Source organism: Variovorax sp. OV700, assembly GCF_900099805.1.
In the GTDB taxonomy this organism is placed as follows: Bacteria; Pseudomonadota; Gammaproteobacteria; order Burkholderiales; family Burkholderiaceae_C; genus Variovorax.
In genome coordinates this window covers 40482-67125 of record NZ_FNDR01000011.1, presented here as the reverse complement: position 1 = coordinate 67125, position 26644 = coordinate 40482, and the positions used below count along the sequence as shown (strand labels likewise).

At 66.6% G+C, this 26644-nt stretch carries 31 protein-coding genes; 21 read left to right on the top strand and 10 right to left on the bottom strand.

The window, feature by feature from the left end; all coding sequences use genetic code 11:
* From BLR24_RS23020 to BLR24_RS23010, 3 genes are read right to left on the bottom strand one after another with little or no spacing between them, the layout of a single operon-like run.
* On the bottom strand, positions 1–417 hold the full coding sequence (locus tag BLR24_RS23020; protein WP_093021210.1) for an ABZJ_00895 family protein: 417 nt from the start codon (positions 415–417) through the stop codon (positions 1–3).
* Positions 414–623, bottom strand: a complete 210-nt coding sequence (locus BLR24_RS23015; RefSeq protein ID WP_093021207.1) for a zinc-finger domain-containing protein — start codon at positions 621–623, stop codon at positions 414–416. The genes BLR24_RS23020 and BLR24_RS23015 overlap by 4 nt, the downstream gene beginning before the upstream one ends.
* Before the next feature lie 8 nt (positions 624–631).
* On the bottom strand, positions 632–1585 hold the full coding sequence (locus BLR24_RS23010; protein ID WP_055800429.1) for a branched-chain amino acid transaminase: 954 nt from the start codon (positions 1583–1585) through the stop codon (positions 632–634).
* A gap of 138 nt (positions 1586–1723) precedes the next feature.
* Here BLR24_RS23010 and BLR24_RS23005 point away from each other — a divergent pair, with 138 nt between their 5' ends.
* On the top strand, positions 1724–2734 hold the full coding sequence (locus tag BLR24_RS23005) for a recombination-associated protein RdgC (protein ID WP_093021204.1): 1011 nt from the start codon (positions 1724–1726) through the stop codon (positions 2732–2734).
* Positions 2735–2761: 27 nt separating this feature from the next.
* Here the strand turns inward: BLR24_RS23005 and BLR24_RS23000 are convergent, their stop codons facing one another.
* The gene (locus tag BLR24_RS23000) at positions 2762–3190 is read right to left on the bottom strand and encodes a glycerate kinase (protein ID WP_093021201.1); all 429 of its coding nucleotides are present in this window, start codon (positions 3188–3190) and stop codon (positions 2762–2764) included.
* Between the two features lie 218 nt (positions 3191–3408).
* Between BLR24_RS23000 and BLR24_RS22995 the strand changes: the two genes are divergently transcribed.
* Positions 3409–3864 (top strand): hypothetical protein, encoded by a 456-nt coding sequence (locus BLR24_RS22995; protein ID WP_093021198.1) that lies wholly within the window; start codon positions 3409–3411, stop codon positions 3862–3864.
* A 51-nt stretch (positions 3865–3915) separates the two neighbouring features.
* Here the strand turns inward: BLR24_RS22995 and radA are convergent, their stop codons facing one another.
* Entirely contained in the window at positions 3916–5307 is a 1392-nt protein-coding gene (gene radA / locus BLR24_RS22990) for a DNA repair protein RadA (protein ID WP_093021195.1), read from the bottom strand.
* Positions 5308–5406: 99 nt separating this feature from the next.
* On the opposite strand from radA, the gene hpaR reads away from it, so the two are divergent.
* The 15 genes from hpaR to BLR24_RS22915 all read left to right on the top strand — a co-directional run bounded on the left by hpaR (position 5407) and on the right by BLR24_RS22915 (position 18486).
* Positions 5407–5841, top strand: a complete 435-nt coding sequence (hpaR, locus tag BLR24_RS22985) for a homoprotocatechuate degradation operon regulator HpaR (RefSeq protein WP_093021192.1) — start codon at positions 5407–5409, stop codon at positions 5839–5841.
* A complete protein-coding gene (locus BLR24_RS22980; protein ID WP_093021189.1) occupies positions 5838–6479 on the top strand; it encodes a fumarylacetoacetate hydrolase family protein in 642 nt (213 codons plus the stop codon). Before hpaR ends, BLR24_RS22980 begins: the two co-directional genes overlap by 4 nt.
* Entirely contained in the window at positions 6476–7246 is a 771-nt protein-coding gene (locus BLR24_RS22975) for a fumarylacetoacetate hydrolase family protein (RefSeq protein WP_093021186.1), read from the top strand. The genes BLR24_RS22980 and BLR24_RS22975 overlap by 4 nt, the downstream gene beginning before the upstream one ends.
* A 44-nt stretch (positions 7247–7290) precedes the next feature.
* A complete protein-coding gene (locus BLR24_RS22970; RefSeq protein WP_093021183.1) occupies positions 7291–8274 on the top strand; it encodes a Bug family tripartite tricarboxylate transporter substrate binding protein in 984 nt (327 codons plus the stop codon).
* 16 nt (positions 8275–8290) lie between these two features.
* Entirely contained in the window at positions 8291–9751 is a 1461-nt protein-coding gene (gene hpaE / locus BLR24_RS22965; RefSeq protein WP_093021180.1) for a 5-carboxymethyl-2-hydroxymuconate semialdehyde dehydrogenase, read from the top strand.
* A gap of 300 nt (positions 9752–10051) precedes the next feature.
* Complete coding sequence (locus BLR24_RS22960) at positions 10052–10387, top strand: aromatic ring-opening dioxygenase subunit LigA (RefSeq protein WP_093021177.1); 336 nt, start codon at positions 10052–10054, stop codon at positions 10385–10387.
* Entirely contained in the window at positions 10384–11211 is an 828-nt protein-coding gene (locus BLR24_RS22955; protein WP_093021174.1) for a DODA-type extradiol aromatic ring-opening family dioxygenase, read from the top strand. The genes BLR24_RS22960 and BLR24_RS22955 overlap by 4 nt, the downstream gene beginning before the upstream one ends.
* Positions 11212–11226: 15 nt before the next feature.
* Positions 11227–11637 (top strand): 5-carboxymethyl-2-hydroxymuconate isomerase, encoded by a 411-nt coding sequence (locus BLR24_RS22950; RefSeq protein ID WP_093021170.1) that lies wholly within the window; start codon positions 11227–11229, stop codon positions 11635–11637.
* A 7-nt stretch (positions 11638–11644) separates the two neighbouring features.
* On the top strand, positions 11645–12448 hold the full coding sequence (gene hpaH, locus BLR24_RS22945; protein WP_055800392.1) for a 2-oxo-hept-4-ene-1,7-dioate hydratase: 804 nt from the start codon (positions 11645–11647) through the stop codon (positions 12446–12448).
* 10 nt (positions 12449–12458) lie between these two features.
* Positions 12459–13280, top strand: a complete 822-nt coding sequence (gene hpaI, locus BLR24_RS22940) for a 4-hydroxy-2-oxoheptanedioate aldolase (RefSeq protein ID WP_093021167.1) — start codon at positions 12459–12461, stop codon at positions 13278–13280.
* Positions 13281–13371: 91 nt separating this feature from the next.
* A complete protein-coding gene (locus BLR24_RS22935) occupies positions 13372–13782 on the top strand; it encodes a nuclear transport factor 2 family protein (protein WP_254787536.1) in 411 nt (136 codons plus the stop codon).
* A 24-nt stretch (positions 13783–13806) separates the two neighbouring features.
* On the top strand, positions 13807–15543 hold the full coding sequence (ilvD, locus tag BLR24_RS22930; RefSeq protein WP_093021161.1) for a dihydroxy-acid dehydratase: 1737 nt from the start codon (positions 13807–13809) through the stop codon (positions 15541–15543).
* Between the two features lie 35 nt (positions 15544–15578).
* Positions 15579–16568: a Bug family tripartite tricarboxylate transporter substrate binding protein gene (locus BLR24_RS22925; RefSeq protein WP_093021158.1), complete on the top strand. Its 990-nt coding sequence runs from the start codon at positions 15579–15581 to the stop codon at positions 16566–16568.
* Between the two features lie 135 nt (positions 16569–16703).
* Positions 16704–17495: a class II aldolase/adducin family protein gene (locus tag BLR24_RS22920; RefSeq protein WP_093021155.1), complete on the top strand. Its 792-nt coding sequence runs from the start codon at positions 16704–16706 to the stop codon at positions 17493–17495.
* A gap of 13 nt (positions 17496–17508) precedes the next feature.
* The gene (locus tag BLR24_RS22915) at positions 17509–18486 is read left to right on the top strand and encodes a 2-dehydropantoate 2-reductase (RefSeq protein ID WP_093021153.1); all 978 of its coding nucleotides are present in this window, start codon (positions 17509–17511) and stop codon (positions 18484–18486) included.
* Positions 18487–18501: 15 nt separating this feature from the next.
* Here the strand turns inward: BLR24_RS22915 and BLR24_RS22910 are convergent, their stop codons facing one another.
* Entirely contained in the window at positions 18502–19278 is a 777-nt protein-coding gene (locus BLR24_RS22910) for a hypothetical protein (protein WP_093021151.1), read from the bottom strand.
* 73 nt (positions 19279–19351) lie between these two features.
* Entirely contained in the window at positions 19352–20299 is a 948-nt protein-coding gene (locus tag BLR24_RS22905) for a DMT family transporter (RefSeq protein WP_093021149.1), read from the bottom strand.
* A gap of 94 nt (positions 20300–20393) precedes the next feature.
* Here BLR24_RS22905 and BLR24_RS22900 point away from each other — a divergent pair, with 94 nt between their 5' ends.
* Positions 20394–21374 (top strand): LysR family transcriptional regulator, encoded by a 981-nt coding sequence (locus tag BLR24_RS22900; protein ID WP_093021147.1) that lies wholly within the window; start codon positions 20394–20396, stop codon positions 21372–21374.
* Here BLR24_RS22900 and BLR24_RS22895 read toward each other — a convergent pair.
* Positions 21328–22065: a hypothetical protein gene (locus BLR24_RS22895; RefSeq protein ID WP_093021145.1), complete on the bottom strand. Its 738-nt coding sequence runs from the start codon at positions 22063–22065 to the stop codon at positions 21328–21330. The genes BLR24_RS22900 and BLR24_RS22895 overlap by 47 nt on opposite strands.
* Positions 22062–23162, bottom strand: a complete 1101-nt coding sequence (gene alr / locus BLR24_RS22890; protein WP_093021143.1) for an alanine racemase — start codon at positions 23160–23162, stop codon at positions 22062–22064. Before alr ends, BLR24_RS22895 begins: the two co-directional genes overlap by 4 nt.
* 170 nt (positions 23163–23332) lie before the next feature.
* Between alr and lplT the strand changes: the two genes are divergently transcribed.
* The 3 genes from lplT to BLR24_RS22875 all read left to right on the top strand — a co-directional run bounded on the left by lplT (position 23333) and on the right by BLR24_RS22875 (position 26137).
* On the top strand, positions 23333–24637 hold the full coding sequence (gene lplT / locus BLR24_RS22885; protein WP_093021141.1) for a lysophospholipid transporter LplT: 1305 nt from the start codon (positions 23333–23335) through the stop codon (positions 24635–24637).
* Positions 24638–24748: 111 nt separating this feature from the next.
* A complete protein-coding gene (locus BLR24_RS22880) occupies positions 24749–25639 on the top strand; it encodes a DMT family transporter (protein WP_093021139.1) in 891 nt (296 codons plus the stop codon).
* 9 nt (positions 25640–25648) lie between these two features.
* Entirely contained in the window at positions 25649–26137 is a 489-nt protein-coding gene (locus tag BLR24_RS22875; RefSeq protein WP_093021138.1) for a glutathione peroxidase, read from the top strand.
* Between the two features lie 9 nt (positions 26138–26146).
* On the opposite strand, the gene BLR24_RS22870 is transcribed toward BLR24_RS22875, so the two are convergent.
* Positions 26147–26578, bottom strand: coding sequence for a hypothetical protein (locus BLR24_RS22870; RefSeq protein ID WP_093021136.1), 432 nt, complete (start codon positions 26576–26578; stop codon positions 26147–26149).
* Positions 26579–26644 lie beyond the last annotated feature (66 nt).

The window sequence follows — 26644 nt, the reverse complement described above, 5'->3', positions numbered from 1 at the left end:
CTAGCTACGGCTGCTTCGCTTGGCTTCGGCGGCCGCGAACTGCCGGCCCGCCATGCCGACGAAAAAGTAGATCACGCCGGCGTGCAGCACACCCACGAAAAGCAGCACCAGCAGCATCGGCCCCAGCTGCAATACCGACGCCCCGGCAGCCAGGGCCGCCGACACCGAAACCGCCGCCTGAATGGCCAGGTCGATGGCGATCATCCCGAGCACGGCGCGGGTCTTTTCGTCGCGCGCAAGGTAGCGGCCGTTCTTCTTGCCGAAGGCCAGGCACACCCACATCACGGCGCCAAGGAGCGCGGCCGTGTTCACGCCCGCATTGGCCTTGACGCCGAACAGGTTCAGCGCCAGGCCGAGGATGACCAAGAGGAGCAGGTAGCCGGCGCCGAAACGGCCCAGCAGACCGCGAACCGTCAATGCCGGGACGACACCGTCTCGCCCGCCCTCAGGCGATAGACGGTGCCGCAGTACGGGCACTTGGCTTCACCGGTGCGCGCCACGTCCAGGTAGACCTTGGGATGGGTGTCCCAGAGCTTCATGTCCGCTTTGGGGCTGGGGCAGAACACACCGCCCTGATGATTGAGCTCCCTGGCCAGGAGTTCGACGACTGCGTTGGTAGGCATGGGTTTTCTCAGACTTTCGTGAGCCAATGGGCGTACTTGGGGTTCTTGCCGTTCACGATGTCGAAGAAGGCCGCCTGGATCTTCTCCGTGATCGGGCCGCGCGAGCCGCCGTCGCCGCGGTTGCCGATCTCGATGCGGTCGAGTTCGCGGATGGGCGTCACTTCGGCGGCGGTGCCGGTGAAGAAGGCTTCGTCGGAGATGTAGACCTCGTCGCGCGTGATGCGCTTTTGCACGAGTTCGATGCCGAGGTCCTTGCACACGTGCAGGATGGTGTTGCGCGTGATGCCGTTGAGCGCGCCGGCCGACAGGTCGGGCGTGTAGACCACGCCGCCCTTGACCACGAAGATATTCTCGCCCGCGCCTTCGGAGACAAAGCCGCTCGCATCGAGCAGCAGCGCTTCGTCGTAGCCGTCGTCCAGCGCTTCCATGTTGGCGAGGATGGAGTTGGTGTAGTTGCTCACCGACTTGGCCTGCGTCATCGTGATGTTGACGTGGTGGCGGGTGTAGCTGGAGGTCTTCACGCGGATGCCGCGCCGCATGCCCTCTTCACCGAGGTAGGCGCCCCAGGACCAGGCCGCGACCATGGCGTGGATCCGGTTGCCCTTGGGGCTCACGCCCAGCTTTTCGGAGCCGATCCAGATCAGCGGACGCAGGTAGCAGCTTTCGAGCTTGTTCTCGCGCACGACCTGCTTCTGGGCTTCGTTGAGCTGTTCTGGCGTGAAGGGAATCTTCATGCGCAGGATCTTGGCGCTGTTGAACAGGCGCTCGGTGTGCTCGGCCAGGCGGAAGATGGAAGTGCCGCCATCTGCCGTCTTGTAGGCGCGCACGCCCTCGAAGGCGCCGCAGCCGTAGTGCAGCGTGTGGCTCAGCACGTGGATCTTGGCGTCGCGCCAGTCCACGAGTTCGCCGTCCATCCAGATCTTGCCGTCACGGTCGTCCAGCGAGGGGGGGATCGAGCTCATTTCCTGATTCCTTTGTTTGGGAAGCGGTGTGGGGGTGCGACGGAGAGGAAGTCGCAAAAGCTTGCGATTTTACGGCCGGCCCCGGAACGGGGTGCCCGACAATGGCCGGTTGTCCAAACCAGTGGAAAAAGGGTTTCCGTGTCCGTATTCAAGAACGTCATCGTCTATCGCATCGAACCTGCCTGGTCCCAAACATTGACCGAGGTGGAAGAAGGTCTCGGCAAGCAGCGCTTCGAGCCCTGCGGCCCCTCGCAGGAAAAGTCCGCCGGCTGGGTGGAGCCCCGCGGCGAGGCCAACGGCCCGCTGGCCGAATCCATCGGCGGCCAGTGGCTGGTCGAATACATGATCGAGAGCAAGGCCGTCCCCGGCTCCGTGGTGCGCCGCAAGCTCGACGAACGCTGCGCGCAGATCGAGGCCACCACCGGCCGCAAGCCCGGCAAGAAGGAAAAGAAGGAGCTCAAGGAAGACATCACGCTCGAGCTGCTGCCAATGGCCTTCACGCGAAGCGCCCGCGTAGCCGTGTGGATCGACCAGGCCGAGCGCCGCCTGGTGATCAACAGCGCCAATGCCGCACGCGCCGACGAAGTGGTCACCAGCCTGGTGAAGTCGCTCGACGGCTTTGCCGTGGCCCTCATCAATACGCAGATCGAGCCGGCCGCCGCCATGGCCAACTGGCTGCTCACGCAGGAGCCGCCGGCCGGCTTCACCATCGACCGCGAGTGCGAACTCAAGGCCTCGGATGATTCGAAAGCCGTGGTGCGCTACGCCAAGCACCCGCTGGACATCGAGGAAGTGCAAAAGCACATCACCGACGGCAAGCGCCCCACGCGCCTCGCGCTCACCTGGGACGACCGCGTGTCCTTCGAGCTGACGCACGGCATGCTGATCCGCAAGATCGTGTTCCTCGAAGGCACGGGCGACGGTGCCTCGGGCGGCAAGAAGGAAGACAACTTCGATGCCGACGTGGCCATTGCCACGGGCGAACTCGGCCAACTGGTGCCGGCGCTGCTCGACGCGCTGGGCGGCGAAGCGGCATTCTCGGGCGCCCCGAAGGACGAAACCTCGACGCCGGCGGCAGTGCCTGCTGCGGCGCCCACTACCTCGACGCCAGCCGACGCCGTCGAGGAAGAAGAAGACGCGCCGTTCTGAAGGAAGCGCCCCGCCCGGCTTGCCTGATCAGCTCGCCGGCGTTTCTTCTTCGGGCGGCGCCTCGGGCCGCGTCAGCGTCCAGCTCTGCAGCTTGCCGCCGTTGAACACGGCGTCGACATACGAGCCGCCCGTGTCGGTCCAGCGGTAGAGCTCGGGCTGCTCGTCCTTGGGCGAATGCAGCTCGCCAAGTGCGCGCGTCATCGCAATGACGTGCATCAGCGTCGCGCCCTTCTTGAGCTTGGCGTTCAGCATCACCGCGCTCGCGACGTAGCCCACGGGCCGGTCGGCGGCCCTCTTGAGCACCTGCATCGCGCGGTTGAAGTGCAACAGCAAAAACATCACGATCACGCCGCCGGTCAGCGCCACGCCGGCCCAACCGTAGCTGCGCCATGCAAGCCCGAGAAGGACGATGCCGCCCACGGGCACCAGCAATTTCTGAAAATTCATGGGGCGCATTGTCGCCGCCCGGCGATCCCCACCTTCCTGGCGTCATTCAAAAGTTCGCATGTGGATCGGCGGCGCTTTTCTTGCCGCACTGGCATGACAGGCGGCAGTAGCGGCCATGGCTACTGCCGGGCGCGCGGGGCGGTACTCATCGCTAAAAGCAAGTGGCGCGGTGGCGCGAGCCGGCACATTTCACCGCACGGGCATCTGCCCGGGCCACTGAAAAGCGTATGAATAGTCCGCGTCCTGTCAGCTTCATTCGTCTCACCCTCGCCGCCACGCTCACGGCCACCGTCCTCAGCGGCTGCTACGTGGTGCCGCTCGGACAACCCGCACCCGCGGCGCCGCCCTCGCAGGCTTATGCCGTGGCACCGGGTCCGGTGGCGCAGAGCTTCAGTGCGCGGCTGTATCCGTCGAACGCCGAAGCGGCGCGCTACGGAACCGTCGCAGGCACGGTGACCAACGACATGAACGGCCGCGGCCATTTCAATGCGCAGATCGGTGGGGAGCAGTTCCAGGGAGAGGCGACCCGGGTTGCCGGCTCGCGAGGTGCCGGCCTGGCGAACGCCAGCGGCAATCGCGGCGGCAACCTGAGTTGCCAGTACACGATGAACTCGGCCACGTTGGGCAGCGGCCAATGCGTGCTCAACGGCGGACCGGCGTTCACGATGCACATCGGGGGGTAGGGAGGGTGGCCCGGCGCGTCACTGGCGCGCCGGGCATTTTTTCAACGCAGATCAATCGAGGCGGCGGACCACGTCCATCGCCTCTTCGATGCGGTCGACGGCGTGGATGGTCAGGCCCTCGATCTCTTTCGATCCCTTGCGCGGCGCATTGGCCTTGGGCACCACGGCCACGCTGAAGCCCAGTTTGGCGGCTTCGCGCAGGCGCTCCTGGCCGCGCGGCGCGGGGCGCACTTCACCCGCCAAACCCACTTCGCCGAACGCGATGAAGCCCTTGGGCAGCGGCTTGCCGCGCAGGCTCGAGGTGATGGCCAGCATCACGGCCAGGTCGGCGGCGGGTTCGCTGATGCGCACGCCGCCCACCGCGTTGACGAACACGTCCTGGTCCATGCAGGCCACGCCCGCATGGCGATGCAGCACGGCCAGCAGCATCGCGAGGCGGTCGCGGTCAAGCCCCACCGAAAGGCGGCGCGGGCTCGGGCCGCCGTTGTCGACCAGCGCCTGGATTTCCACCAGCATCGGCCGCGTGCCCTCGAGCGTGACCAGCACCACGCTACCGGGCACCGGCTCGGCATGCTGGCTCAGGAAGATCGCGCTCGGGTTGGCCACGCCCTTCAGGCCGCGCTCGGTCATGGCGAACACGCCGATCTCGTTGACCGCGCCGAAACGGTTCTTGATGGCACGCACGAGGCGAAAGCTCGAATGCGTGTCGCCCTCGAAGTACAGCACCGTGTCGACCATGTGCTCGAGCACGCGCGGCCCCGCGAGCGCGCCCTCCTTGGTAACGTGGCCCACCAGCACCACGGCCGTACCGCTGGTCTTGGCAAAGCGCGTGAGATGCGCCGCGCATTCGCGCACCTGCGCCACCGAGCCGGGCGCGGAGGTGAGCTGGTCGGAATACACCGTCTGAATCGAATCGATCACGGCGATGGCCGGGCGCGTGGCGTCTAGCGTGGCGATGATCTTCTCGAGCTGGATCTCGGCCAGCACCTGCACCTGCGAATGGTCAAGGCCGAGCCGCCGCGAGCGCAGCGCCACCTGCGCACCGCTTTCCTCGCCGGTGACGTAGAGCGCGTTCTGCCCCGCGCGCTGCAGCGCATCGACCGCCTGCAGCAGCAAGGTCGACTTGCCAATGCCCGGATCGCCGCCGATGAGCGTGACGCCGCCCGAGACGATGCCGCCGCCCAGAACGCGGTCGAGTTCTTCGAGGCCGGTGGGCGTGCGCTCGATGTCGGTTGCTTCTATTTCCGACAGCGTGGCGAGTTCGGACGCGCCCGCGAGCGAGGCGTATTGCGTGCCGAAGCGGTTGTTGGCCGGGCCGCTGCCGTTGCCTGCCACCTGCTCGATGAGTGTGTTCCAGGCGCCGCAGCTCGGGCATTTGCCGAGCCACTTGGGGCTGGTGCCGCCGCATTCGCTGCAGACGAAGAGTGTTTTTTCCTTGGCCATGCGGGGAGTTTAGGTGTCCGCACAAACCCTGATGGAAAACGGCTAGGAAAGAAATTCCAAATCATTTAACATGTTAACTAATTCAACGAGGTACAGCTTTTGAGCACCACCTTCACGCACCGCAATTTGCCGCGCCTGCTGCTGCAGGCCCGCGAAGCCGTGATGGCCCACACGCGGCCCAGCCTGCGCGAGCACGCGCTGTCCGACCAGCAATGGCGCGTGCTGCGCGTGCTCGGCGAGCACGGCGCCGTCGAAACCGGCCACGTGGCGCGCGAGGCGTTCATCCTCGGCCCCAGCCTCACCGGCGTGCTCGCGCGCATGGAGCGCGACAAGCTCGTCACGCGCAGCCGCGATCCCGAAGACCAGCGACGTACGGTGGTCGAGGCCACGCCACACGGCATGAAGCTGGTGAAGCGCCTGTCGATCAGCATCGAGGCGCACTACGACTGGATGGAAAAGTCGCTCGGCAAGACCAAGCTCACACAGCTCTACGGGCTGCTCGACGAACTCATTGCACTGGAGCAGCCTTCATGAGCAGCAGCGCCCCGCACTACCTTCCGACCGGCACCGTGTACGGCACGCTGCTGAACTTTCGCGCCGAGTTCGACGCGCTCGCGCCGCAAATGGCAGAGTTGCCCTACAAGGCGCCGCCGAAAGCACCGGTGCTCTATGTGAAGACCGCCAACACCTGGAGCCCGCACGGCAGAGCGATTGCGGTGCCTTCATCCGTGCCCGACGTGGAGATCGGCGCCAGCATCGGCATGGTGATCGGCGCCGAGGGCGACGTGGAAGGCTTCGTGCTGATGAACGATCTCTCGATTCCGCATGCGAGCTTCTTCCGCCCTCCCGTGAAGTTCAAGTGCGTGGACGGGTTCCTCGGCATTGGTCCCGTGCTGCGCGACGCGCAGGAGGTGGCCGACCCTGCGGGCTTTCGCATCGAGGTGCGCATCAACGGCACGCTCAAGCAGTCGATCGATTTTTCGCAGCTCGTACGTCCGGCGCAGCAACTTCTGGCCGACGTCGGCGATTTCATGACGCTCGCGCATGGCGACGTGCTGATGCTGGGCTGCGACGCCGGCCGGCCGCTGGCCCGCGCGGGCGACCGCATCGAGATTTCCGCGGCGGGGTTCGAGACCCTGGCCAACACGCTGGTGCAGGAGGTGGCCGCATGAAGCACGCACGCGTCATTTACGAAGGCCGCGAACACACCGGCACCGCGCACGAATTCAATGGCGAGCAAGATGCCGCCGTGCGCCTGGAAGACGGCCGCGTGGTGCCGCAGGAGCAGCTCACCTGGCTGCCGCCGCTCGCGCCCACGGCGCGGCCCCGCACCATCCTTGCGCTCGGCCTCAACTACGCCGACCACGCCAAGGAACTGGAGTTCAAGGCGCCCGAGGAACCGCTGGCGTTCGTCAAGGGGCAAAGCACGCTGACCGGCCACCGCCAGCGCACGCACCGCCCGGCCGGCGTGCAGTTCATGCACTACGAATGCGAGCTCGCCATCGTCGTCGGCAAGACCGCGCGCCACGTGAAGCGGGACGACGCCTACGACTTCATCGGCGGCTACACCGTGGCCAACGACTACGCCATTCGCGACTACCTGGAGAACTGGTATCGCCCCAATCTGCGCGTGAAGAACCGCGACACCTGCACGCCGCTCGGGCCCTGGTTCGTCGACGCGGCCGATGTGCCCGACCCGATGGCGCTCGCGCTCAAGACCACGGTGAACGGCACCGTCACGCAGCAGGGAAGCACGCGCGACATGATCTTCGACGCGCCCTTTCTCATCGAATATTTCAGTCGCTTCATGACGCTGTCGCCCGGCGACCTGATTCTTACCGGCACGCCCGACGGCGTGGTTGATTGCCGGCCCGGCGACGTGGTGGTGACCGAGATCGAGCACATCGGCGCACTGGTCAACACCATCGAAGGCACCTAGCGCCGCACCGCTTTCTTATACCAACGACAGAAGAGACAAACCCCATGACGACCAGGAACAAGCTAGCGCTCGCGGTGGCCCTGGTGGCCTTCGCCACCGCCACCTTCGCACCCCATGCACAGGCCCAGGCCTTCCCCGCCAAGCCCGTGCGCTGGGTGGTCGGTTATCCCGCGGGCGGCGGCACCGACTTTCTCGCGCGCACCGCCGGCGCCCAGCTCTCGCAGCAGTTGGGCCAACCGGTGCTGGTGGACAACCGCCCCGGCGCGGGCGCCATCATCGCGTCGGAGAACGTGGCGCGCTCGCCCGGCGACGGGTACACGGTGTTCTCGGCCGACAACGGCGTGCTGGTGTACAACCCCGCGCTCTACAAGAAGCTGCCCTACGACGCGGAGAAAGACTTCGCGACCGTGGGCATGATGGGCCGCTCGACGCTCGTCATCACGGCCGCTCCCAACGCCGGCCTGGCCGACGCCAAGGCGCTGATCGCCGCGCTGAAGGCATCGCCGGGCAAGTACAGCATCGCCACGCCGGGCACTGGCAGCCCGCATCACCTGGCGCTCGAATTGTTCCAGCGCGAAGCCGGTGTTTCGATGCTGCACGTGCCCTACAAGGGTGGCGCGCCCGCGCTGCAAGACCTGATGGGCGGACAGGTGCCGCTGATGATGCTCGACCTGCCCAGCGGCGTGAGCGCAGTGAAGGCCGGCAAGGTGGTGCCGCTCATGACCATGGGCGCCGAACGCATTCCGCAGCTGCCCAACGTACCGACCGCCAAGGAGCTGGGCTATGCGGGCGTCGAGGCCTACACCTGGCAAGGCCTCGTGGTGCCGGCCGCCACGCCGAAGGATGTGCAGGCCCGGCTCGGCGCCGACCTGCAGAAGACCATGGCCGATGCCGGCGTGCGCCAGAAGCTCTACGACGCGGGCTGGGAGGCACGCCCCGCCGACGGCGCCGAGATGGCGCGCTTCGTCGATGCAGAGCGCAAGAAGTGGCATGCCTTGATCAAGGCGCGCGACATCAAACTCGATTGACCCTACCGGAAACCTCATGCAACAGATCCATCACCTCATTGGCGGCAAGAGCGTTGCCGGCACCGACTACTTTCAGACCGTCAACCCGGCTACGCAGGAGGTGCTGGCCGAGGTCGCCTCCGGCGGCGAAGCCGAAGTGAACGCGGCCGTGGCCGCCGCCAAGGAAGCGTTTCCGAAGTGGGCCGGCATGCCCGCGACTGAGCGCGCGAAGCTGGTCCGCAAGCTCGGCGACCTGATTGCCAAGCACGTGCCCGAAATCGCGCAGACGGAGACAAACGACTGCGGCCAGGTGATCGCGCAGACCGGCAAGCAGCTGATTCCGCGTGCGGCCGACAACTTCTATTACTTTGCCGAGATGTGCACGCGCGTCGATGGCCACACCTACCCCACGCCCACGCACCTGAACTACACGCTGTTCCATCCGGTAGGCGTGTGCGCGCTCATCAGCCCGTGGAACGTGCCCTTCATGACGGCCACCTGGAAGGTCGCGCCGTGCCTCGCCTTCGGCAACACCGCGGTGCTGAAGATGAGCGAGCTCTCGCCGCTCACGGCCGCGCGCCTGGGCGAGCTCGCGCTCGAAGCGGGCATTCCGCCCGGCGTATTGAACCTGGTGCACGGCTACGGCAAGGAAGCCGGCGAGCCCCTGGTGGCCCACCCCGACGTGCGCGCGATCTCTTTCACCGGCTCTACCGCCACGGGCAACCGCATCGTGAAGAGTGCGGGCCTGAAGAAGTTCAGCATGGAGCTGGGCGGCAAGAGCCCGTTCGTGATCTTCGACGACGCCGACCTCGACCGCGCCCTGGACGCGGCGGTGTTCATGATCTTCAGCAACAACGGTGAGCGCTGCACGGCGGGCTCGCGCATCCTGGTGCAGCAGTCGATTTATGCGGACTTTGCCGCGAAGTTTGCCGAGCGCGCCAGGCGCATCGTGGTGGGCGACCCGCTCGACGAGAAGACCATCGTTGGCCCGATGATTTCGCAGGCCCACCTGGCAAAGGTGCGCAGCTACATCGAGCTCGGTCCGAAGGAAGGCGCGACGCTGCTGTGCGGCGGGCTCGGCACGCCCGACCTGCCCGACCGCGTGAAGCGCGGCAACTACGTGATGCCGACGGTGTTCGCCGACGTCGACAACCGCATGCGGATTGCGCAAGAGGAAATCTTCGGCCCGGTGGCCTGCCTGATTCCGTTCAAGGACGAGGCCGATGCGATCCGCCTTGCCAACGACATCGAGTACGGTCTCTCGAGTTATGTGTGGACCGAGAACATCGGCCGCGCGCACCGCGTGGCGGCTGCGGTGGAGGCCGGCATGTGCTTCGTCAACAGCCAGAACGTACGAGACCTGCGCCAGCCTTTTGGCGGCACCAAGGCCTCGGGCACGGGACGCGAGGGCGGCACCTGGAGCTACGAAGTGTTTTGCGAGCCGAAGAACGTTGCGGTTTCGATGGGTTCGCACCATATTCCGCATTGGGGTGTCTGAGATGAACACGGTGTATCGCCTTGGGCGCGCTCCCGCCGACGGGGTACCTTTCTCCGCGAATGTCCCCCGGCCTTCGGCCTCCTCCTTTATTTCGCTGCGCAAGGCACCCCATCGACGGGAGCGTTGTCCAGAGCACTGGTTGATCGGCCAGCACGACAGCCGCGCCTGGTGTGCACAGGGCGCCGGGTGCTCCCCGCAGCGAAATAAAGGAGGAGGCCGCAGGCCGGGGGACATTCGCGGAGGGGAGTACCCGGTGGCCTTTGCACACGCCCTGAATGCAAAAACCGCGAGAGCCCCGCAATGAGCCTTTACGCAATGCAGAAATTTCTGTTCGCGCTCAACCGCGATGCCGACGTGCAGCGCCGCTATGCCGAAGGCGGCGAAACACGTGTCGAGTTGCTGACGGCCTATGACCTCAACAACGAAGAGCGCGAAGCCATCGACAAGGGCGACATCGGCAAGCTCTACGTACTGGGCTGCAACGGACAACTGCTCATGCACTTCGCACCGCTGCTCGGCATTGCATGGGCCGACTACCTCGAAGCGATGCGCGAAGGCGTGCGCAAGTACGGTCCGGTGCGTGCAGGAATTTATGCCATGACAACGGGCACAGACGAAAAGGTGGCGGGCGTATGAGCTTGGTCTTTGCAGGCGTGTGCAGCCACGCCCCCGGCATCACCGGACGCGCCCACTTGGCTGACGCGGCGGTGAAGGACGAGTTCCACGCGCAGTTCCATCGCTTCGGCGAAGCAATGCGCGCCACGAAGCCCGACGCGGTGATCGTGGTCGCGGCCGAGCACTTCGCGAACTTCTTCATGAACAACATGCCGGCCTATGCGATCGGCATGGCCGACAGCTACGAGGGACCGATCGAGGATCCGAAGTGGCTGGGCATCGAGAAGCACGCCATCCCCGGCGACGCCGCGCTGTCGCAGCGCTTGATTCGCGAGGTGATGCAGACCGTCGACGTGGCCTACGCGGAAGAATGGAAATTCGACCACGGCATCATGGTGCCGCTCCACTTCCTGACGCCGAAGTTCGATACCAAGATCATCCCCGTGAACATCAACTGCCAAGGGCCGCCGCTCACGCCGCTGCACCGCGCTTGGGCCTTTGGCGAGGCATTGCGCCGCGCCTGCGACAAGGCACCCGAGCGCATTGCGCTGGTGGGCACGGGCGGAATTTCGCATTGGCCGGCCACGCCCGATTCGGGCAAGGTCAACGCCGAATGGGACGCCGAGTTCATGCGCCGCTGGTGCGACAACGATCGCGAAGCGCTGCTCTCTCAGGCCGACTACAACGATGAAGCCACCTACCGCGAAGCGGGCCAGGGCGGCTTCGAGATCCGCACCTTCCTGAGCGTGGCTGCGGCCGCGCGCGGCAAGGGCCAGATCCTGCACATGAAGGCCATTCCCATTTTCGCGGTGACATGCACTGTCGCCGTCATGTCTGTCGAATAAAGGAAGCAAGCAGCCATGCCACACGTCACCATCCAGTACACCGGCAATCTCGATGCCGAAACCCGCATGGGCGACCTTTGCCGCGCGCTCTCGGCAACGCTCCTTGCACAGAAGGATGCGAAGGGACAACCGCTGTTTCCCATCGGCGGCACGCGCGTGCTCGCCTATCCGGCAGCCCAGTATGCGGTGGCAGACGACGCGGACGACTACGCTTTTGTCTACGTGAACGTGCGCATCGCAGCCGGACGCAGCGACGAGTCGAAGAAGAAAACCGGCGACGCCCTGGTGGCAGTAGTGAAATCGCACTTCGAGCCGCTCTTCAGCAAACGCCACATCGGCATCACGCTGCAGATCGACGAAAGCCCGGGCCAGGTGTACGACGGCAAGCACAGCAACCTGCATCCTCTCTTCAACAAGCAGCACTAAAGAAACCATGCTCACCGCCGACACCATTGCCAGGCTCGCGGCCGAACTGCACGAAAGCGAAAAATCGCGCGTGCAGGTCGAGCACTTTTCCAAGCGCTTTCCCGAGATGACGGTGGAAGACGGCTATGCCATTTCGCGCGAATGGGTCAAGGCCAAGATCGCCGAGGGCCGCACCGTGAAGGGCCACAAGATCGGGCTCACCTCGCGGGCCATGCAGTTGTCCAGCCAGATCACCGAGCCCGACTACGGCACCCTGCTCGACGACATGTTCTTCGAGCAAGGCAGCGACATTCCGTTCAAGCGATTCATCGCGCCGCGCATCGAGGTGGAGCTGGCCTTCATCCTCGGCAAGAAGCTGCAGGGCCCGAACGTCACGATCTTCGACGTGTTGGCAGCCACCGACTACGTGGTTCCCGCCATCGAGATCATCGATGCACGCATCGAACAGTTCGATCGCCACACCAAGGCGCCGCGCAAGGTGTTCGACACCATCGCCGACAACGCGGCCAATGCCGGCATCGTGATGGGTGGCCGTCCGGTGAAGCCCGACGCGGTCGACCTGCGCTGGGTGAGCGCGCTGCTCTACAAGAACGGTGTGATCGAGGAGTCGGGCGTGGCCGCGGCCGTGCTCAACCACCCCGCCACCGGCGTGGCCTGGCTCGCGAACAAGCTCGCGCCGTGGGACGAACACCTCGAAGCCGGCGAGGTGGTGCTCGGCGGGTCGTTCACCCGGCCCACCACCGCCGTGCCCGGCGACACCTTCCATGCCGACTACGGCCCGCTGGGCAGCATCGCTTTCCGTTTTGTCTGAAAGACGCTCCATGCACACCCCTCTGAACACCTTCAAGCAGGCCATGCAGGCCGGCGAGCAGAAGATCGGCCTCTGGGTCGGCCTGGCCGATGGTTACGTGGCCGAGATTCTTGCCGGCACCGGCTACGACTGGCTGCTGATCGACGGCGAGCACGCGCCCAACGACGTGCGATCGGTGCTCGCGCAGCTGCAGGGCATCTCCAGCGCATGGTCGGCGCAGCCCGAGGCGGAGCGCTCGCACCCCGTGGTGCGGGTTCCGATGGGCGACACCACGCTGCTCAAGCAGTACCTGGACATCGGTGCGCAGACCATCCTGGTGCCGATGGTCGATACCGCCGAACAGGCGGCGCGCATGGTCCAGGGCATGCGCTATCCGCCCGAAGGCATCCGCGGCATGGGCAGCGCCCTCGCGCGCGCCTCGCGCTGGCAGGCCTATCCCGGCTACCTGCACGAAGCCAATGCGCAGACCTGCCTGCTCGTGCAGGCCGAGACCGTCGAAGCAATGAAGAACCTCGACGCCATCGCGGCCACGCCGGGCGTGGACGGCGTGTTCATCGGACCGGCCGACCTGTCGGCGTCGATGGGCTTCGTGGGCCAGCCGAACCACCCCGAGGTGCAGGCCGTGATCGCCGATGCCATTGCGCGCATCCGCAAGGCCGGCAAGGCGCCGGGCATTCTCTCGACCACCGAGGAGCAGGCGCGCAAATGGCTCGCCGCGGGCGCGCAGTTCGTGGCCGTGGGAGTCGACACCATCCTGCTCACGGCGGCGGCAAAGCAGCTGCTGGCCAAGTACAAGGCCGCGGCGGATGCTGCCTCCCCCAGCGGCTATTGATTTGCTTGAAACCGGAGTACCCCTGATGCAACGCATGACCTTGGCGGCCGCGGCCGCGACAGCCACCCTGTTCCTCGCCGCCTGCGCGCCAATGGGCGGCGGCAAATCGCAAGAAGCCGTCGCCGCCCGGCAGGAAGCCAACCGCCAGACCGTGCTCGCTTTCTACGAAAAGGGCCTGAACCAGAAGGACGCCGACGCGGCCTTGCAGTACGTGGGCAACCGCTATGTGCAGCACAACCCCACGGCGGCCGACGGCCCCGAGGGCTTCCGCAAGTTCATAGCGTTCCTGCGCGAGAAGTTTCCGAACTCGCGCAGCGTCATCAAGCGCAGTTTTGTCGACGGCGACTATGTGATCCTGCACGTCAACTCGGTGCGCGAACCGGGCACGCGCGGCAGCGCCATCGTCGACATCTTCAAGCTGGAGAACGGGAAGATCGTCGAGCACTGGGACGTGGTACAGCCGGTGCCCGAGACCGCCGCGAACAGCAACACGATGTTCTGAAAACCCGCCAGCCGACGCCCGCCGATGACCACCCCCACCGATCCGAACAGCAAGCGCTTCCGCTCCGCCACCATCCGCGAAGGCACGATCCGCGCGACCACGCGCAGCTTTCTTCATGCGCTCGGGCAGGACGACGAGGACATCGCGCGGCCGCACATCGGCGTGTTCCACACCGGTGGCGAGATGAGCCCCTGCAATCTCAACCTGCGCGAGCAGGCGCAGCACGCCAAGACCGGCATCTATGCCGGAGGCGGCACGCCGCACGAATGCCCGGTGGTCTCGGTGAGCGACGGGCTCACCATGGCGCATTCGGGCATGCGCTTCTCGCTGATCTCGCGCGAGCTGATTGCCGACAGTGTCGAAGCCTCGACGCGCGGCCACCAATGGGACGGCATCTTTGCCATCGGCGCCTGCGACAAGAACCTGCCGGGTTTGATGATGGGCATGGTGCGCTGCAATGTGCCGAGCGTGTTCGTGCATGGAGGCTCGGCGCTGCCGGGGCAGATGCCCGGCCCCGATGGCCGCGACCTCAACGTGGTCGACACCTACGAGACCATCGGCAAGGTGCTGGCCGGCACCGCCACGCACAACGAACTCGACGCCATGAGCCGCGCCTGCCTGCCCACCGCCGGCGCCTGCGCGGGCCAGTTCACGGCCAACACCATGGGCATGGTGTCCGAGGCGCTGGGCCTTGCGCCCATCGGCTCGAGCATGGTGCCGGCGGTGTTCAGCGAGCGAGCGCCGCTGATGCGCCGCGCCGCGAAGAACCTGATGAAGGCGGTGATGGGCGACAGTCCTCTGCCGCGTGACATCGTCACGCGCAAGGCACTTGAAAACGCCTGCGCCGTGGTGTCGGCCACGGGCGGCTCGACGAACGCCGCGCTGCACCTGCCGGCCATCGCGCACGAGGCCGGCATCAAGTTCCACTTGGACGACGTGGCAGAGATCTTCGCGCGCACGCCGCTCATCGCCGACTTGCGGCCGGGCGGGCAGTACCTGGCGCGCGACGTGTTCTACATCGGGGGCGCGGGCGTCATTCTTCGCACGCTGATGGAGCAGGGTTTTCTGCATGGCGACGCGCTCACCTTCACCGGCCGCACCATGGCCGAAGAGCTGGCCGATGCCGCCGCGCCCGACGGCCGCGTGGTGCGCGCGGCCGGCAACCCGATCACGCGCGACGGCGGCCTGACCGTGCTCAAGGGCAACCTATGCCCGGACGGCGCACTGCTCAAGACCGCGGGCCTCCAGACGCTGGTGCACCGCGGCCCGGCGCGCGTCTTCGAGTCCGAGGAAGAAGCCCAGGCCGCCGTGCAGAACCGCCGGTACGAAGCCGGCGACGTGATCGTGATCCGCAACGAAGGCCCGAAGGGAAGCCCCGGCATGCGCGAGATGCTGGGCATCACCGCCCTGCTCTACGGCCAGGGCATGGGCGACAAGGTGGCGCTCCTGACCGACGGGCGCTTCTCGGGCGCCACGCGCGGCCTGTGCATCGGCTACGCGGGGCCCGAGGCAGCCGACGGCGGGCCGATTGCGGCGCTGCGCAATGGCGACATCGTGACCATCGACGCACGGGCCGAGGCGCGCAGCATTTCGGTGGAATTGGCGGCGGAAGACATCGCGCGCCGGCTCTCCGAACGTCAGGTAAACGCGGGGGCGCCCCACCGCGGCTTGCTGGAAAAATATGCCCTCACCGTGCGCCCGGCCCACCAGGGCGCCGTGACCCATTCGGGCGCAGTCACCTGGCTGCGCGACGAGTCATAGTCCCTGAAATCACTATCAACACCCGGAGACAAACCATGACCTTCACCCGCCGCCAGATGCTGCAGACAACCGGCGCCTCGGCGCTGCTCGCGAGCCTGGGCCAGCACGCCTTCGCGCAAGCCTCGATCGAAACCGCCACCATCGTCACCGGCTTTGCGGCCGGCGGCACTTCGGACACCACCTGCCGCCGCATTGCGCAAAAGCTCAGCCCCGAGTACGCCAAAGCGGCCGTGGTGGAAAACCGCACCGGCGCGGGCGGGCAGATCGCCGTGAGCTACGTGAAGGGCCGGCCGGCCGACGGCACCACCATCCTGCAAACGCCGACCTCGATCCTCACGATCTACCCGCACATCTACAAGAAACTGCCGTACGACCCGATGGTCGACCTCACGCCGGTCAGCATCGCGTGCATCTTCGACTTCGGCTTTGCGGTCGGGCCGGCGGTGCCGGCCAGCGTGAAGACGGTGCCCGAGTTCCTGGCCTGGGCCAAGGCCAATCCGGCCGGTGCCAACTTCGGTTCGCCCGCCGCGGGTTCCACGCCGCACTTCATCGGCGCGCTGCTGGGCAAGAAGGGCGGCGCCGAGCTCAAGCACGCGGCCTACCGCGGCACGCAGCCTGCCATGCTCGACCTCCTGGGGGGCAACATCTCGGCCGTGTCGGGCCCCATCGGCGACATCACGCAGCACCTGGCCTCGGGCAAGGTGCGCATCCTGGGCGTTTCGGGCGCCAAGCGCAGCCGCTTCGCGCCCGACGTGCCGACATTCGGCGAGCAGGGCATCAACGACATGGCGCACAGCGAATGGTTCGCCTTCTTCCTGCCCGCCAAGGCATCGCCGGAACTGGTCGCGCGGCTGAACACCGCGATGAAGAACGCGCTCGCGCAGAAGGACGTGATCGACGGGCTCGGCACCTTCGGGCTGGAAGCCATGTCTTCCACGCCCGGGGAGCTGACTGACCTGCTGAAGAAAGACACCGCCAAGTGGGCGCCGATCGTCAAGGAAGTCGGCTTCACCGCGGAGGGATAGACCCACCCCCGTACCTCGCTCACTTCGTGTAGCTCGACTCCCCCCTCAAGGGGGCAACACCAGCGGCCCGGCAAAGCCGGTTCCGCGGTGTTTCCCGCAGGAAGCCGAGGAGCAAACCATCTGAAAGGAACTGCAATGAACGCACCCGTCACCATCGCGCCATCGGCGCTGGTCCATCCCTCGATCCATCCGGACGAGCGCGCCGCGCGCGAACAGCTTGCGGCCTGCTACCGCGTGTTCGCGATGCTGGGCTGGACGGAGATGATCTACAACCACATCACGTTGCGGCTGCCCGACAGCGTGACGGGTGGAGAAAAGCAGTTCCTCATCAACCCTTTCGGGCTGCACTACAGCGAGGTCACGGCCAGCAACCTGGTGAAGATCGACCTGCAGGGCAAGGTGCTCGACGGTTCGAGCCATCCGGTGAACCCGGCCGGCTTCACGGTGCATGCGGCCATCCACGACGGCCTGCCGGGCGCGCACTGCGTGATGCACACGCACACCACGGCCGGCGTGGCCGTGGCCTGCCTGCAGGGCGGCCTGCAGCAGACCAATTTCTACACCGCGCAGCTGCACGGCATGGTGGCGTACCACGACTTCGAGGGCATCACCATCCATGCCGACGAAGGCCCGCGCCTGCTCAGGAGCATCGGCAACCGCAACGCCGTGATCCTGCGCAACCATGGCTTGCTGGCCTGGGGGCAAACTCTGCCCCAGACCTTCGCGATTCTGTGGACGCTGCAACGCGCCTGCGAGATCCAGATGGCGACCTTCTCGATGGGCGCGGCCATTCCGGTGAGCGAGGACATCGCGCAGCGCTGCACGCGCGATGCGCTGCAGTTCAGCCCCGAGCACGGCGCAGGGCAGGACGTGTTCGATGCCCTGGTGCGCCAGGTGGACCGTCTCGATCCGAGCTATCGCAACTGAGGCAGCCAGTTTCATGAAAATTTGCATTTACGGCGCCGGCGCCATCGGCGGATGGATCGGCGCCGGCCTTGCGCAAGCCGGTGAACGCCTCAACGTGGTGGCGCGTGGCGCCACGCTCGACGCGCTGCAACAGGGCGGCCTTTCATTGATGCGCGGCGACGTGCGCATGCGTGTGCCCGTCAACGCAGTGGCCGACCCCGAGTCGCTGGGCGTGCAAGACCTGGTGGTCATCGCCGTGAAGGCGCCTGCACTGGCCGGCGTGGCCGAGCGTATCGGGCCGCTGATCGGGCCCGACACGATCGTGCTGGTCGCGATGAACGGTGTGCCGTGGTGGTTTCTCGAAGGCGGCTTCGGCGGGGCCATCACCGGCCGCCGCTTGGCAGCCGTCGACCCGGACGGCGCAATTGCCAAGGCCATTCCGGCGCGCAACGTGGTCGGCTGCGTAGTGCATGCGAGCTGCTCGCTCGACGGGCCGGGCGTGGTACGGCATCACTTCGGCAACGGGCTGATCGTGGGCGAGCCTTCGGGCGAAGCCACGCCGCGTGTACAGGAGCTCGTCGCGCTGCTCAAGAGCGCCGGCTTCGACACCACGCTGTCGCCGCAGATCCAGAAGGACGTGTGGTTCAAGCTCTGGGGCAACATGACGGTCAACCCGATCAGCGCGATGACCGGCGTCACCACCGACCTGATCATGGGCGACGATTACGTGCGCGGCTTCATCTCGGCCGTGATGCTCGAGGCGAAGGAGATCGGACGGCGCATCGGCATCGAGATCACGCAGAGCCCGGAAGACCGGCATGCGGTGACGATGAAGCTCGGCGCGTTCAAGACCTCGATGCTGCAGGACGTGGAAGCCGGCCGGTCGGTGGAGCTCGATGCGCTGGTGACCGTGGTGCGGGAACTGGGCGAGCTGACCGGAGTAGCCACCCCGTTCACCGATGCGCTGCTCGGCCTCGCCCGCTTGAAGCTGCGGCAGCTCGGGCTGTACTGAGTCCGAGCACGCGGCTCACCAGCGCTTCTCAGGCGTGGCGGCCAACGTCTCGGTGCAGGCGGCCACCGCCTTCGCGCGCTCCTCGCGCAGACGTTGCCAGTTGTTGGCCTTCCATTGCGTCCACGCGACGGGCTCCGATTGATAGAGGCACGCGAACGGTGGGCGCATGAAGCCCGCGCGGCCGAGTTCGGCGCCGAACTTCAGGCGGAACAGCTCGTCCGAGCCCGCCAGGTTTTCGTAGACCAGATGCCAAGGGCCCGGATGCAGGGGCGTGTCGGCCTCCTTCTGAACCTGCCTTGCCTCTTCGATTTCATCGCGCGTGGAGCCATCCTTCAGGGCCGTCGCATACGCGGTTTCGGCACGCTTGCGATAGATGTCGGTGGCGACCTTGCTCAACGCATCATTCAGGTCGCTGATGGCCGGATTGACGCCGAGCGGATCGTCCTTGAGTTCTTCCAGCGTGTCGCCGGCAAGGTTGTCCTTCGTGAAGCCCTGTGCGCCGACGGTCGTCGTTCCCGTGAGCACCGAGACCGCGACGCTTAATGCGACCTGTCCCACGATGTTCGTGATCGTGCCATCGCGTCGGACCACGCGCAGTCGCTCGATGCCGGGCTTGTAGAAGCCGCGGCTGAAAAGCAGCCGGGTTTGCGAGGGAACAGCAGGGGTGTCTGCCGCGGTCGTCGTGGACGGGGCTGCCGATGCCTCAGGCTCGACGGCATGCACCGAAAAACCGCCTGTGGCCAGCGCAATGCCGCAGGCGAAAGCGGCGTGTAGTCGTTTCTTCAAGATCATGTGCACAGTTCTTCCTCCGGCCGGGATTGTCCTTGGCCGGAGGGGGTCCGCTCGACCCATTCACGCTACAAATTCACGGAATGCGCAGCGACTCGGCGGACTGCGGCATCGTCACCCACCAGGCCGCCACCACGATCAGCAACCCGCCGATCCAACCCCAGGCCCCGACCGCCTCCCCGAACCCATACACCGCGATCACCGCGCCGAACACCGGTTCGCTGCCCATCAGCAGCGACACCCGGCTCGGGCTCGAACGCGAGGCCGCATGGTTCTGCGCGAAGAACGCGAAGACCGTGCACAGCAGCACGAGGTAGGCCATGCCCCACCAGAAGGAGGCCGTGGCAGGCGGCATGTGCCACGCGCCCTTCGACACGGCGAGCGACAGCGCCGCCGCGCCGAGCGCCATCACGCCCGACTGCACCGCGGTCAGCGTCAGCGCCGGCATCGAATGACGGCCGGCGAGCTTTCGCGTCATGCAGACCATCACGGCGCGCAGGAAAGCGGCGATCACCATCAGGCCGTCGCCCCACCCCACCGAGATGTCCGCGGGCGAAGTGGCCGACAGCATGGCGGCGCCCGCCGCCGACAGGCCCGCCGCCCAGAACATGCGCCGTTCCGGCCGCCGCCCGAGCAGCCACCATTCGACAAAAGGCGTGAGCGCCACGCACAGGCTGATCAGGAACGCGGCGTTGCTCGCCGTGGTGAGCGACACGCCGAAGGTCTCGCAGACGAAGATCGCCAGCAGGTTGGCGCCGAGCAGGCCGCCCACCGCAATGCCTTGCCGCCATTGCGCGTTGAAGAGCGGCTTGAGCGCCGGCAGCAGCACGACGAAGGTCAGACTGAAACGCAGAGCGATGAACTCCAGCACGGGCAACTGCTGCGTGGCCTGTTTGGCCACCGCATAGCTGCCGCCCCACACGGCTGCCACGAGCAGCAGCATGATCTCGGCGGCGCCGATGCCGGCCCACTTTCTCCCGCCCCATGCGACCGGGGCAATGCCGCGCACCTGCTTTGAATCCATACTGTCGGCCCACCGTCCTGAACAATAAAAGAAAGAATTGTTCCGGGCATCACACGGGCCGAACAGCCGTCGGCCGGAACAGGACCCTTGCGCCGTGGGAACGAATTCATTTCTCAAAGTGCTGCCGGAGATGGTGACCTTCCTGCGGGTCGCCGAGCTGGGCAGCTTCTCCGCAGCGGCCGATCTGCTGGGCATGACGCCCTCGGCCGCGAGCCGGCAGGTGAAGCGCCTGGAAAAGGAAATCGGCGTGCAGCTGATCCAGCGCACCACGCGCCAGCTGCGCCTGACCGAGCCCGGCGTCGAGGCCTTCGCGCGGTGCCGCGAACTGGTGCTGGCGGCGCAAGGCACGATGGACATCGCTCAGCAGTTCTCGAAAAAGCCGAGCGGGCTGGTGCGCATCAGCGCGCCGAAGGCCTTTGCGCGGCGCGTGCTGCATCCGCACATCCTCGACTTCCTGCAGCGCCATCCCGAGGTCGACGTGCAGCTCATCGTGGACGACCGCAACATCGATCCGATCCGCGAAGGCGTGGACCTGGTGGTGCGGCTGACGACGAAGCCGCCCGAAGGGCTGGTGGCGCGGCAGCTGATGCCGGTCGCACACATCCTGTGCGCCTCGCCGCGCTACCTGGCAGAGGGCAACGCCATCGAACACCCGCGCGACCTGCTCGCGCACAGCTGCCTCTCGCTCGGCGAACACGAGCGGGACAACCATTGGTGCTTCAGGAAGGGCGACGAAGACGAAGCTGAGGTGGTGGTGCGGGGCCGCTATGTCTCCAACCACAGCGAGGTGCGGCTCGAAGCCGCGCTCGCGGGCCTGGGCGTGGCCTGCGTGCCGGCCTTCATGGCGCAGCAGGCGCTGAAAGACGGAAGCGTCGTGCAGGTGCTGGCCGACTGGGCGTTCCAGGGCAACTACCACGGGCACGCCTACATCCTCTATCCGCCCAGCCGTTTCACCGTGCCCAAGTGCCGGGTGCTGATCGACCACCTGCTTGACGCGATGGCCACCCAGGGCGGCAGCCGTAAGAAACTCAGTGCTTCTTCAGCAGGGTCCGCACGGCCTCCGGCAAGGAGTTGACCTGGGGCATGAAGTGGTCGAGCACGGCACCCAAAGCCACAGCGCAGACCACCGCGCCGAGCAGCGGCTTCCAGGTCAGCCGCACGGCCGCCATCAGCCAGCCCTCGCGCGCCACGCGCACCGCGGCCCGGGCCGACACGTACGAGAACGCCACCTCGACGGCCACCGCCAGCAGCGCGTCCCAGCTGAAGTAAAGCAGCACGAGCGAGCCGGCGCCGAGCACGATGGCGGTGCAAATCAGGAAGATGGCGACCACCGGCACCACGACAATGGCGCCTTCGTCGGCGGCGCCCGCCACGTCGAGCGCACCGCTGGCTGCGTCGGACAGCGCGCTTCCCTCGGCGCTGCTTGCCGGGCTGCTGCCGCCCGCATCAAGCGCGAAGTCAGCCGCATCGGCGATGTCGCCCCCGTCGACGTTGAAGTCGGCCCGGTTCTCCACCAGCCGCCTGGCCCACCAGCGCAGCACCAGCAGGTAGCCGAGATAGCCCACGCCCAGCGTGAGCAAATAGCGCACTGCCAGCGACTGCACGTCGAGCACATGCATCTGCAGCGCCGACACGGCCCACATCAGCAGCAGCGTGAAGGTGCCGATCAGGATGCCGTGCGTGCGCAGGCTGTAGTTGCGGTGCAGGTCGCGCTCGAGCTGCGTCTCCCACAGGCGCACCGAGCGCCAGTTGGAGAGCACCTTCATTCGTCGTCGGCCGGAGCGAAGGGCACGCGCGGCGCCACCGCGCACATGAGTTCATAGCCGATGGTGCCGGCGGCCTGCGCGACCTCGTCGATGGGCAGCACCGCACCCGTGACGGCCGAGCGGCCCCACAGCGTGACCTCGGCGCCGAACTTCGCGTCGGGCACGGGCGTGAGGTCGACGGTGATCATGTCCATGCTCACGCGGCCCAGCATGCGGGTGCGCACGCCGTTCACCAGCACCGGTGTGCCGGTGTTGCAGTGGCGCGGATAGCCGTCGGCGTAGCCGACCGCGGCCACGCCGATGGCGAGCGGACCGTCGGCGGTGAAGTTGGAGCCGTAGCCGATGGTGTCGCCGGCCTGGAGCGTCTGCACACCGATCAGTTTGGTCGACAGCGTCATGGTGGGCTGCAGCTGCCAGTGCGCAGCGTCGTGCTGAGGAAAGTCGGGCGCGCTGCCGTACAGCAGGATGCCGGGGCGCACCCAGTCGCCGCGGGTCTGCTCGGCGTGGCGCAGGGTGGCGGCGCTGTTGGCAATGGAGCGCTCGCCCGGCAGGTCGTGCGTGACGCGCTCGAACACCGCCAGCTGGTGCGCGATGCCGCGCGCGCCGTCGGCGTCGCTGAAATGCGTCATCAGCGAAATCTCGTCGACCTGCGGCAGCGCGTTCAGGCGCGTCCAGGCGGAGCCGAAGCGCTCGGGCGCGAATCCCAGGCGGTTCATGCCGGAATTCATCTTGAGGAACACGCGCTGCGGCTTGAGCGTCTTGTGGGCCGCGAGCATGTCGATCTGCTCGTCGCAGTGCACGGTGTGCCACAGGTCCAGCCGCGAGCACAGCTCCAGGTCGCGCGCATCGAACACGCCCTCGAGCAGCAGCACCGGGCCGCGCCAGCCGAGTGCGCGCACCCGTTCGGCCTCGGCCAGGTCGAGCAAGGCAAAGCCGTCGGCTCCGCGCAGGCCTTCATATACGCGCTCGATGCCATGGCCGTAGGCATTGGCCTTGACCACGGCCCAGACGCGGGCATCGAGCGCGGCGCGGCGCGCCCGATCGAGGTTGTGGCGAAGCGCGGCGGTGTGAACAGTGGCGAGAATGGGGCGCGGCATGGCAAATGTCGGATGGTGAAGACGGGGTTTTAGCACCTTCGGAAGCAGGGCCGTCCAGGGTGGCAACGCTGATTTCGCCGTCGTACCCCCATGCTATAACCGCCCATTCGCCAAAAGTCGCGACACTTTCTCACTACTGCCAGCAATCTTCCTGGCCAGCCAGCCCATCGATGAAGCGCGGTTTCTACACGATCATGTCGGCCCAGTTCTTTTCGTCGCTGGCCGACAACGCGATCTTCGTCGTCGCTGTCGAACTCATGCGAAGCACGGGAGCGGCCGAATGGCAGCGCGCGGCGCTGGTGCCGATCTTCGCGGTCTTCTACGTGGTGCTGGCGCCCCTGGTGGGCGCCTTCGCAGACGCCTTGCCCAAGGGGCGGGTGATGTTCATCAGCAACGCGATCAAGGTGGTCGGCTGCCTGATGATGCTGTTCGGCTCGCATCCGCTCTTGTCGTACTCGATCGTGGGGCTTGGCGCCGCAGCCTATTCGCCCGCCAAGTACGGCATCCTGACCGAGCTGCTGCCGGCTTCGCAGTTGGTAAAAGCCAACGGCTGGATCGAAGGCCTGACGATCGCATCGATTCTCCTGGGCATCGTGCTCGGCGGTTCGCTGGTGGGCCATGCGGTCTCGAGCCAATTGCTGTCCATCGACATCCCGCTGATCAACACCGGGGTCGATTCGCCGGCCGAGGCGGCCATCTCGGTGCTGATCTTCGTCTATGCATTGGCGGCCTGGTTCAACACGCGCATTCCGCACACCGGCGTCGAGATGCGGCCGCTGCGGGCCGATCCGGCGCACGGCCTGGGGCGCAACATGCTCTCGCTGCTGCCCGATTTCTGGCACTGCAACGCACGCCTGTGGCGCGACAAGCTCGGCCAGATCTCGCTCTCCACCACCACGCTTTTCTGGGGCGCCGGCGCCAACCTCAAGTACATCGTGCTGGCCTGGGCCGCGCTCGCGCTCAACTACAACACCACGCAGGCCACGGCGCTCACCGGCGTGGTCACCATCGGCATGGCGGTGGGCGCCATCGTCGCCTCGATGCGCATGCGGCTGGACATGGCCACGCGCGTCATTCCCATGGGCATCGGCATGGGCCTGCTGGTGATCAGCATGAACCTCATCAGCAATGTCTGGATCGCCGTGCCCTTCCTCATCCTTCTGGGCGGGCTGGGCGGCTTCCTGGTGGTGCCGATGAACGCGCTGCTGCAGCACCGCGGCCACAACCTGATGGGCGCGGGCCGCTCGATCGCCGTGCAGAACTTCAACGAGCAGGCCTGCATCCTGCTGCTCGGCGGCTTCTACAGCGCCTGCACCGGCCTGGGCCTGTCGGCCTTCGCGGCCATCGGCGCCTTCGGCGGCGTGGTGGCCGGTTGCATGTGGCTCATCCAGCGCTGGCATCATCACAACCTGCGCAAGTACCCCGAAGAAGTCGAGCACCTGCTCGCCATCGCCCGCAGCGACAAGCACCATTGACCTCCCCCAGGCTGCGCGCACTTCGTGTCGCTTCGCCCTCCCCCTCACCGGGGGCGACACCAGTGGCCCGGCAAAGCCGGTTCCACGGTGTCCCACGAAAATTCCGCCACCATGCCTGCGTTAGCACTGATTTTTAATGCCTTTGTCTGGGGCGTTTCGTGGTTCCCGTTCCGGCACATCGAAAGCCACGGGCTGCATCCGGTGTGGACCACCTGCCTGATCTACGTGGCGATCTCGCTCGCGATGGGCTTCTTTCGCCGGCATGCCTGGCGCGGCTTCGCGGCGTTCCCGATGCTGGTGGCGCTGGGCCTGGCGGCGGGTTTCACCAACCTCGGTTTCAACTGGGCCGTGACGCAGGGCGACGTGGTGCGCGTGGTGCTGCTGTTCTACCTGATGCCGCTGTGGAGCGTGCTGCTGGGCTGGGCGGTGCTGGGCGAGCGGCCCACCGCCGGCGCGCTCGCGCGGGTGGCGCTGGCGCTCACCGGCGTGGTCGTGGTGCTGAAGGCGCCGGGCGTCGACTGGCCCGTGCCTTCGAGCCTGCCGGATTGGCTGGGTGTGGCGGCCGGCTTCAGCTTTGCCGTGACCAACATCCTGCTGCGCCACTTGCACGGCGCGCCCGGCGAATCGCGTGCGCTGGCGATGTTCTGCGGCTGCGCGCTGGTGGCGGGCATCGCCGCGGCGAGCGGCACCCTGCTCGGTGCCTTCGCCTCACCCCTGTCGGCCACGCCGGGCTGGATCGGATGGGCCGCGGTGCTGGGCACCGGCTTCGTGGTGGCCAACGTCTGCCTGCAATACGGCGCGGCCCGGCTGGCGGCCAGCGCCACGGCAGTCATCATGCTGTCGGAGGTGCTGTTTGCAAGCGTCTCTTCCGTGGCGCTCGGCGCGGCCCAGATGGGTCCGCGCATCCTGGCCGGCGGCGCACTGATCGTGCTGGCGGCCGTGTGGTCGGCGTTTGCGCGAACGCCGGCAGAGGGCGATGATCGGCTTTCGTCTCCCACCTGAGGTACTTTCATGGCCAGCATCTACGACTTCGAAGCCAACCGTATCGACGGCAAGAACGTGAAGCTTTCCGGCTTCAAGGGCAAGGTGCTGCTGATCGTCAACACGGCCAGCCAATGCGGCTTCACGCCGCAGTTCGCGGGGCTCGAGGAACTGCACGAAAAGTACGCCGACAAGGGGCTCGTGGTGCTGGGCTTTCCGTCGAACCAGTTCGGCTCGCAGGACCCGGGCACCAACGAGGAAATCGGCGCCTTCTGCACCACCAACTACGGCGTGAGTTTTCCGATGATGGAAAAGATCGACGTCAACGGCAGCAATGCCACGCCGCTCTACCAGTGGCTCACCAAGGAGAAGCCCGGGCTCCTGGGCAGCACCGCCATCAAGTGGAACTTCACCAAGTTCCTGGTCGGGCGCGACGGGCAGGTGCGGAAGCGCTATGCGCCGCTCGACACGCCCGCCTCGCTCACGCGCGACATCGAGGCCGCGCTGGCTGCGGGCTGAAGCTGCCGCTCAGAAGCGGAAGCTGGCGGTCTTGGAGCCGCCGCCCACCGTCACCGATTGGCTCTTGGCATCGCCGCCGGTCGTGGTGGCATCGATGGTGTAGCGGCCTGCCGGAATGTCGACCAGGCAGACCGGCCCGCTGGCGCGCAGCGCCAGCGAAGGCGCACCGTCGGCGCCCTTGATGTCGACCTGCACGTCCGCCAGATAAGCGCCGTCGGCACGCGCGAAAAGCAGCGCCAGCGGATGCTCCTTCATGGCGGCGCGCATGGCGTTCGATTCGTCCGAACCGATGCCGCCGCAGACATAGCGCACCGCGCCCTCGCCCTTCCACTGCGGCATGGCCGACTGGGCTTGCACCCCTAAGGCGCCGGCCGCGCAGGCGCAGGCCAGCAAGGCACGCCGCAAGTTCTTCGAAACGATGAAAGCTTGAACGGAAGACATGGGGCTGACTCCTGGGAAAAACGGTGCAGCCATGATGCCGTGCGAACGGCCCCCGCGCGAGTCGGA

What these genes read in the sequence shown, in the direction of transcription:
- BLR24_RS23015 (WP_093021207.1), bottom strand. Translation starts at nt 623, where the DNA reads ATGCCTACCAACGCAGTCGTCGAACTCCTGGCCAGGGAGCTCAATCAT.
- BLR24_RS23010 (WP_055800429.1), bottom strand. Translation starts at nt 1,585, where the DNA reads ATGAGCTCGATCCCCCCCTCGCTGGACGACCGTGACGGCAAGATCTGG.
- BLR24_RS23000 (WP_093021201.1), bottom strand. Translation starts at nt 3,190, where the DNA reads ATGCGCCCCATGAATTTTCAGAAATTGCTGGTGCCCGTGGGCGGCATC.
- BLR24_RS22995 (WP_093021198.1), top strand. Translation starts at nt 3,409, where the DNA reads ATGAATAGTCCGCGTCCTGTCAGCTTCATTCGTCTCACCCTCGCCGCC.
- radA (WP_093021195.1), bottom strand. Translation starts at nt 5,307, where the DNA reads ATGGCCAAGGAAAAAACACTCTTCGTCTGCAGCGAATGCGGCGGCACC.
- BLR24_RS22980 (WP_093021189.1), top strand. Translation starts at nt 5,838, where the DNA reads ATGAGCAGCAGCGCCCCGCACTACCTTCCGACCGGCACCGTGTACGGC.
- BLR24_RS22975 (WP_093021186.1), top strand. Translation starts at nt 6,476, where the DNA reads ATGAAGCACGCACGCGTCATTTACGAAGGCCGCGAACACACCGGCACC.
- BLR24_RS22970 (WP_093021183.1), top strand. Translation starts at nt 7,291, where the DNA reads ATGACGACCAGGAACAAGCTAGCGCTCGCGGTGGCCCTGGTGGCCTTC.
- hpaE (WP_093021180.1), top strand. Translation starts at nt 8,291, where the DNA reads ATGCAACAGATCCATCACCTCATTGGCGGCAAGAGCGTTGCCGGCACC.
- BLR24_RS22960 (WP_093021177.1), top strand. Translation starts at nt 10,052, where the DNA reads ATGAGCCTTTACGCAATGCAGAAATTTCTGTTCGCGCTCAACCGCGAT.
- BLR24_RS22955 (WP_093021174.1), top strand. Translation starts at nt 10,384, where the DNA reads ATGAGCTTGGTCTTTGCAGGCGTGTGCAGCCACGCCCCCGGCATCACC.
- BLR24_RS22950 (WP_093021170.1), top strand. Translation starts at nt 11,227, where the DNA reads ATGCCACACGTCACCATCCAGTACACCGGCAATCTCGATGCCGAAACC.
- hpaH (WP_055800392.1), top strand. Translation starts at nt 11,645, where the DNA reads ATGCTCACCGCCGACACCATTGCCAGGCTCGCGGCCGAACTGCACGAA.
- hpaI (WP_093021167.1), top strand. Translation starts at nt 12,459, where the DNA reads ATGCACACCCCTCTGAACACCTTCAAGCAGGCCATGCAGGCCGGCGAG.
- BLR24_RS22935 (WP_254787536.1), top strand. Translation starts at nt 13,372, where the DNA reads ATGGGCGGCGGCAAATCGCAAGAAGCCGTCGCCGCCCGGCAGGAAGCC.
- ilvD (WP_093021161.1), top strand. Translation starts at nt 13,807, where the DNA reads ATGACCACCCCCACCGATCCGAACAGCAAGCGCTTCCGCTCCGCCACC.
- BLR24_RS22925 (WP_093021158.1), top strand. Translation starts at nt 15,579, where the DNA reads ATGACCTTCACCCGCCGCCAGATGCTGCAGACAACCGGCGCCTCGGCG.
- BLR24_RS22920 (WP_093021155.1), top strand. Translation starts at nt 16,704, where the DNA reads ATGAACGCACCCGTCACCATCGCGCCATCGGCGCTGGTCCATCCCTCG.
- BLR24_RS22915 (WP_093021153.1), top strand. Translation starts at nt 17,509, where the DNA reads ATGAAAATTTGCATTTACGGCGCCGGCGCCATCGGCGGATGGATCGGC.
- BLR24_RS22910 (WP_093021151.1), bottom strand. Translation starts at nt 19,278, where the DNA reads ATGATCTTGAAGAAACGACTACACGCCGCTTTCGCCTGCGGCATTGCG.
- BLR24_RS22905 (WP_093021149.1), bottom strand. Translation starts at nt 20,299, where the DNA reads ATGGATTCAAAGCAGGTGCGCGGCATTGCCCCGGTCGCATGGGGCGGG.
- BLR24_RS22895 (WP_093021145.1), bottom strand. Translation starts at nt 22,065, where the DNA reads ATGAAGGTGCTCTCCAACTGGCGCTCGGTGCGCCTGTGGGAGACGCAG.
- alr (WP_093021143.1), bottom strand. Translation starts at nt 23,162, where the DNA reads ATGCCGCGCCCCATTCTCGCCACTGTTCACACCGCCGCGCTTCGCCAC.
- lplT (WP_093021141.1), top strand. Translation starts at nt 23,333, where the DNA reads ATGAAGCGCGGTTTCTACACGATCATGTCGGCCCAGTTCTTTTCGTCG.
- BLR24_RS22880 (WP_093021139.1), top strand. Translation starts at nt 24,749, where the DNA reads ATGCCTGCGTTAGCACTGATTTTTAATGCCTTTGTCTGGGGCGTTTCG.
- BLR24_RS22875 (WP_093021138.1), top strand. Translation starts at nt 25,649, where the DNA reads ATGGCCAGCATCTACGACTTCGAAGCCAACCGTATCGACGGCAAGAAC.
- BLR24_RS22870 (WP_093021136.1), bottom strand. Translation starts at nt 26,578, where the DNA reads ATGTCTTCCGTTCAAGCTTTCATCGTTTCGAAGAACTTGCGGCGTGCC.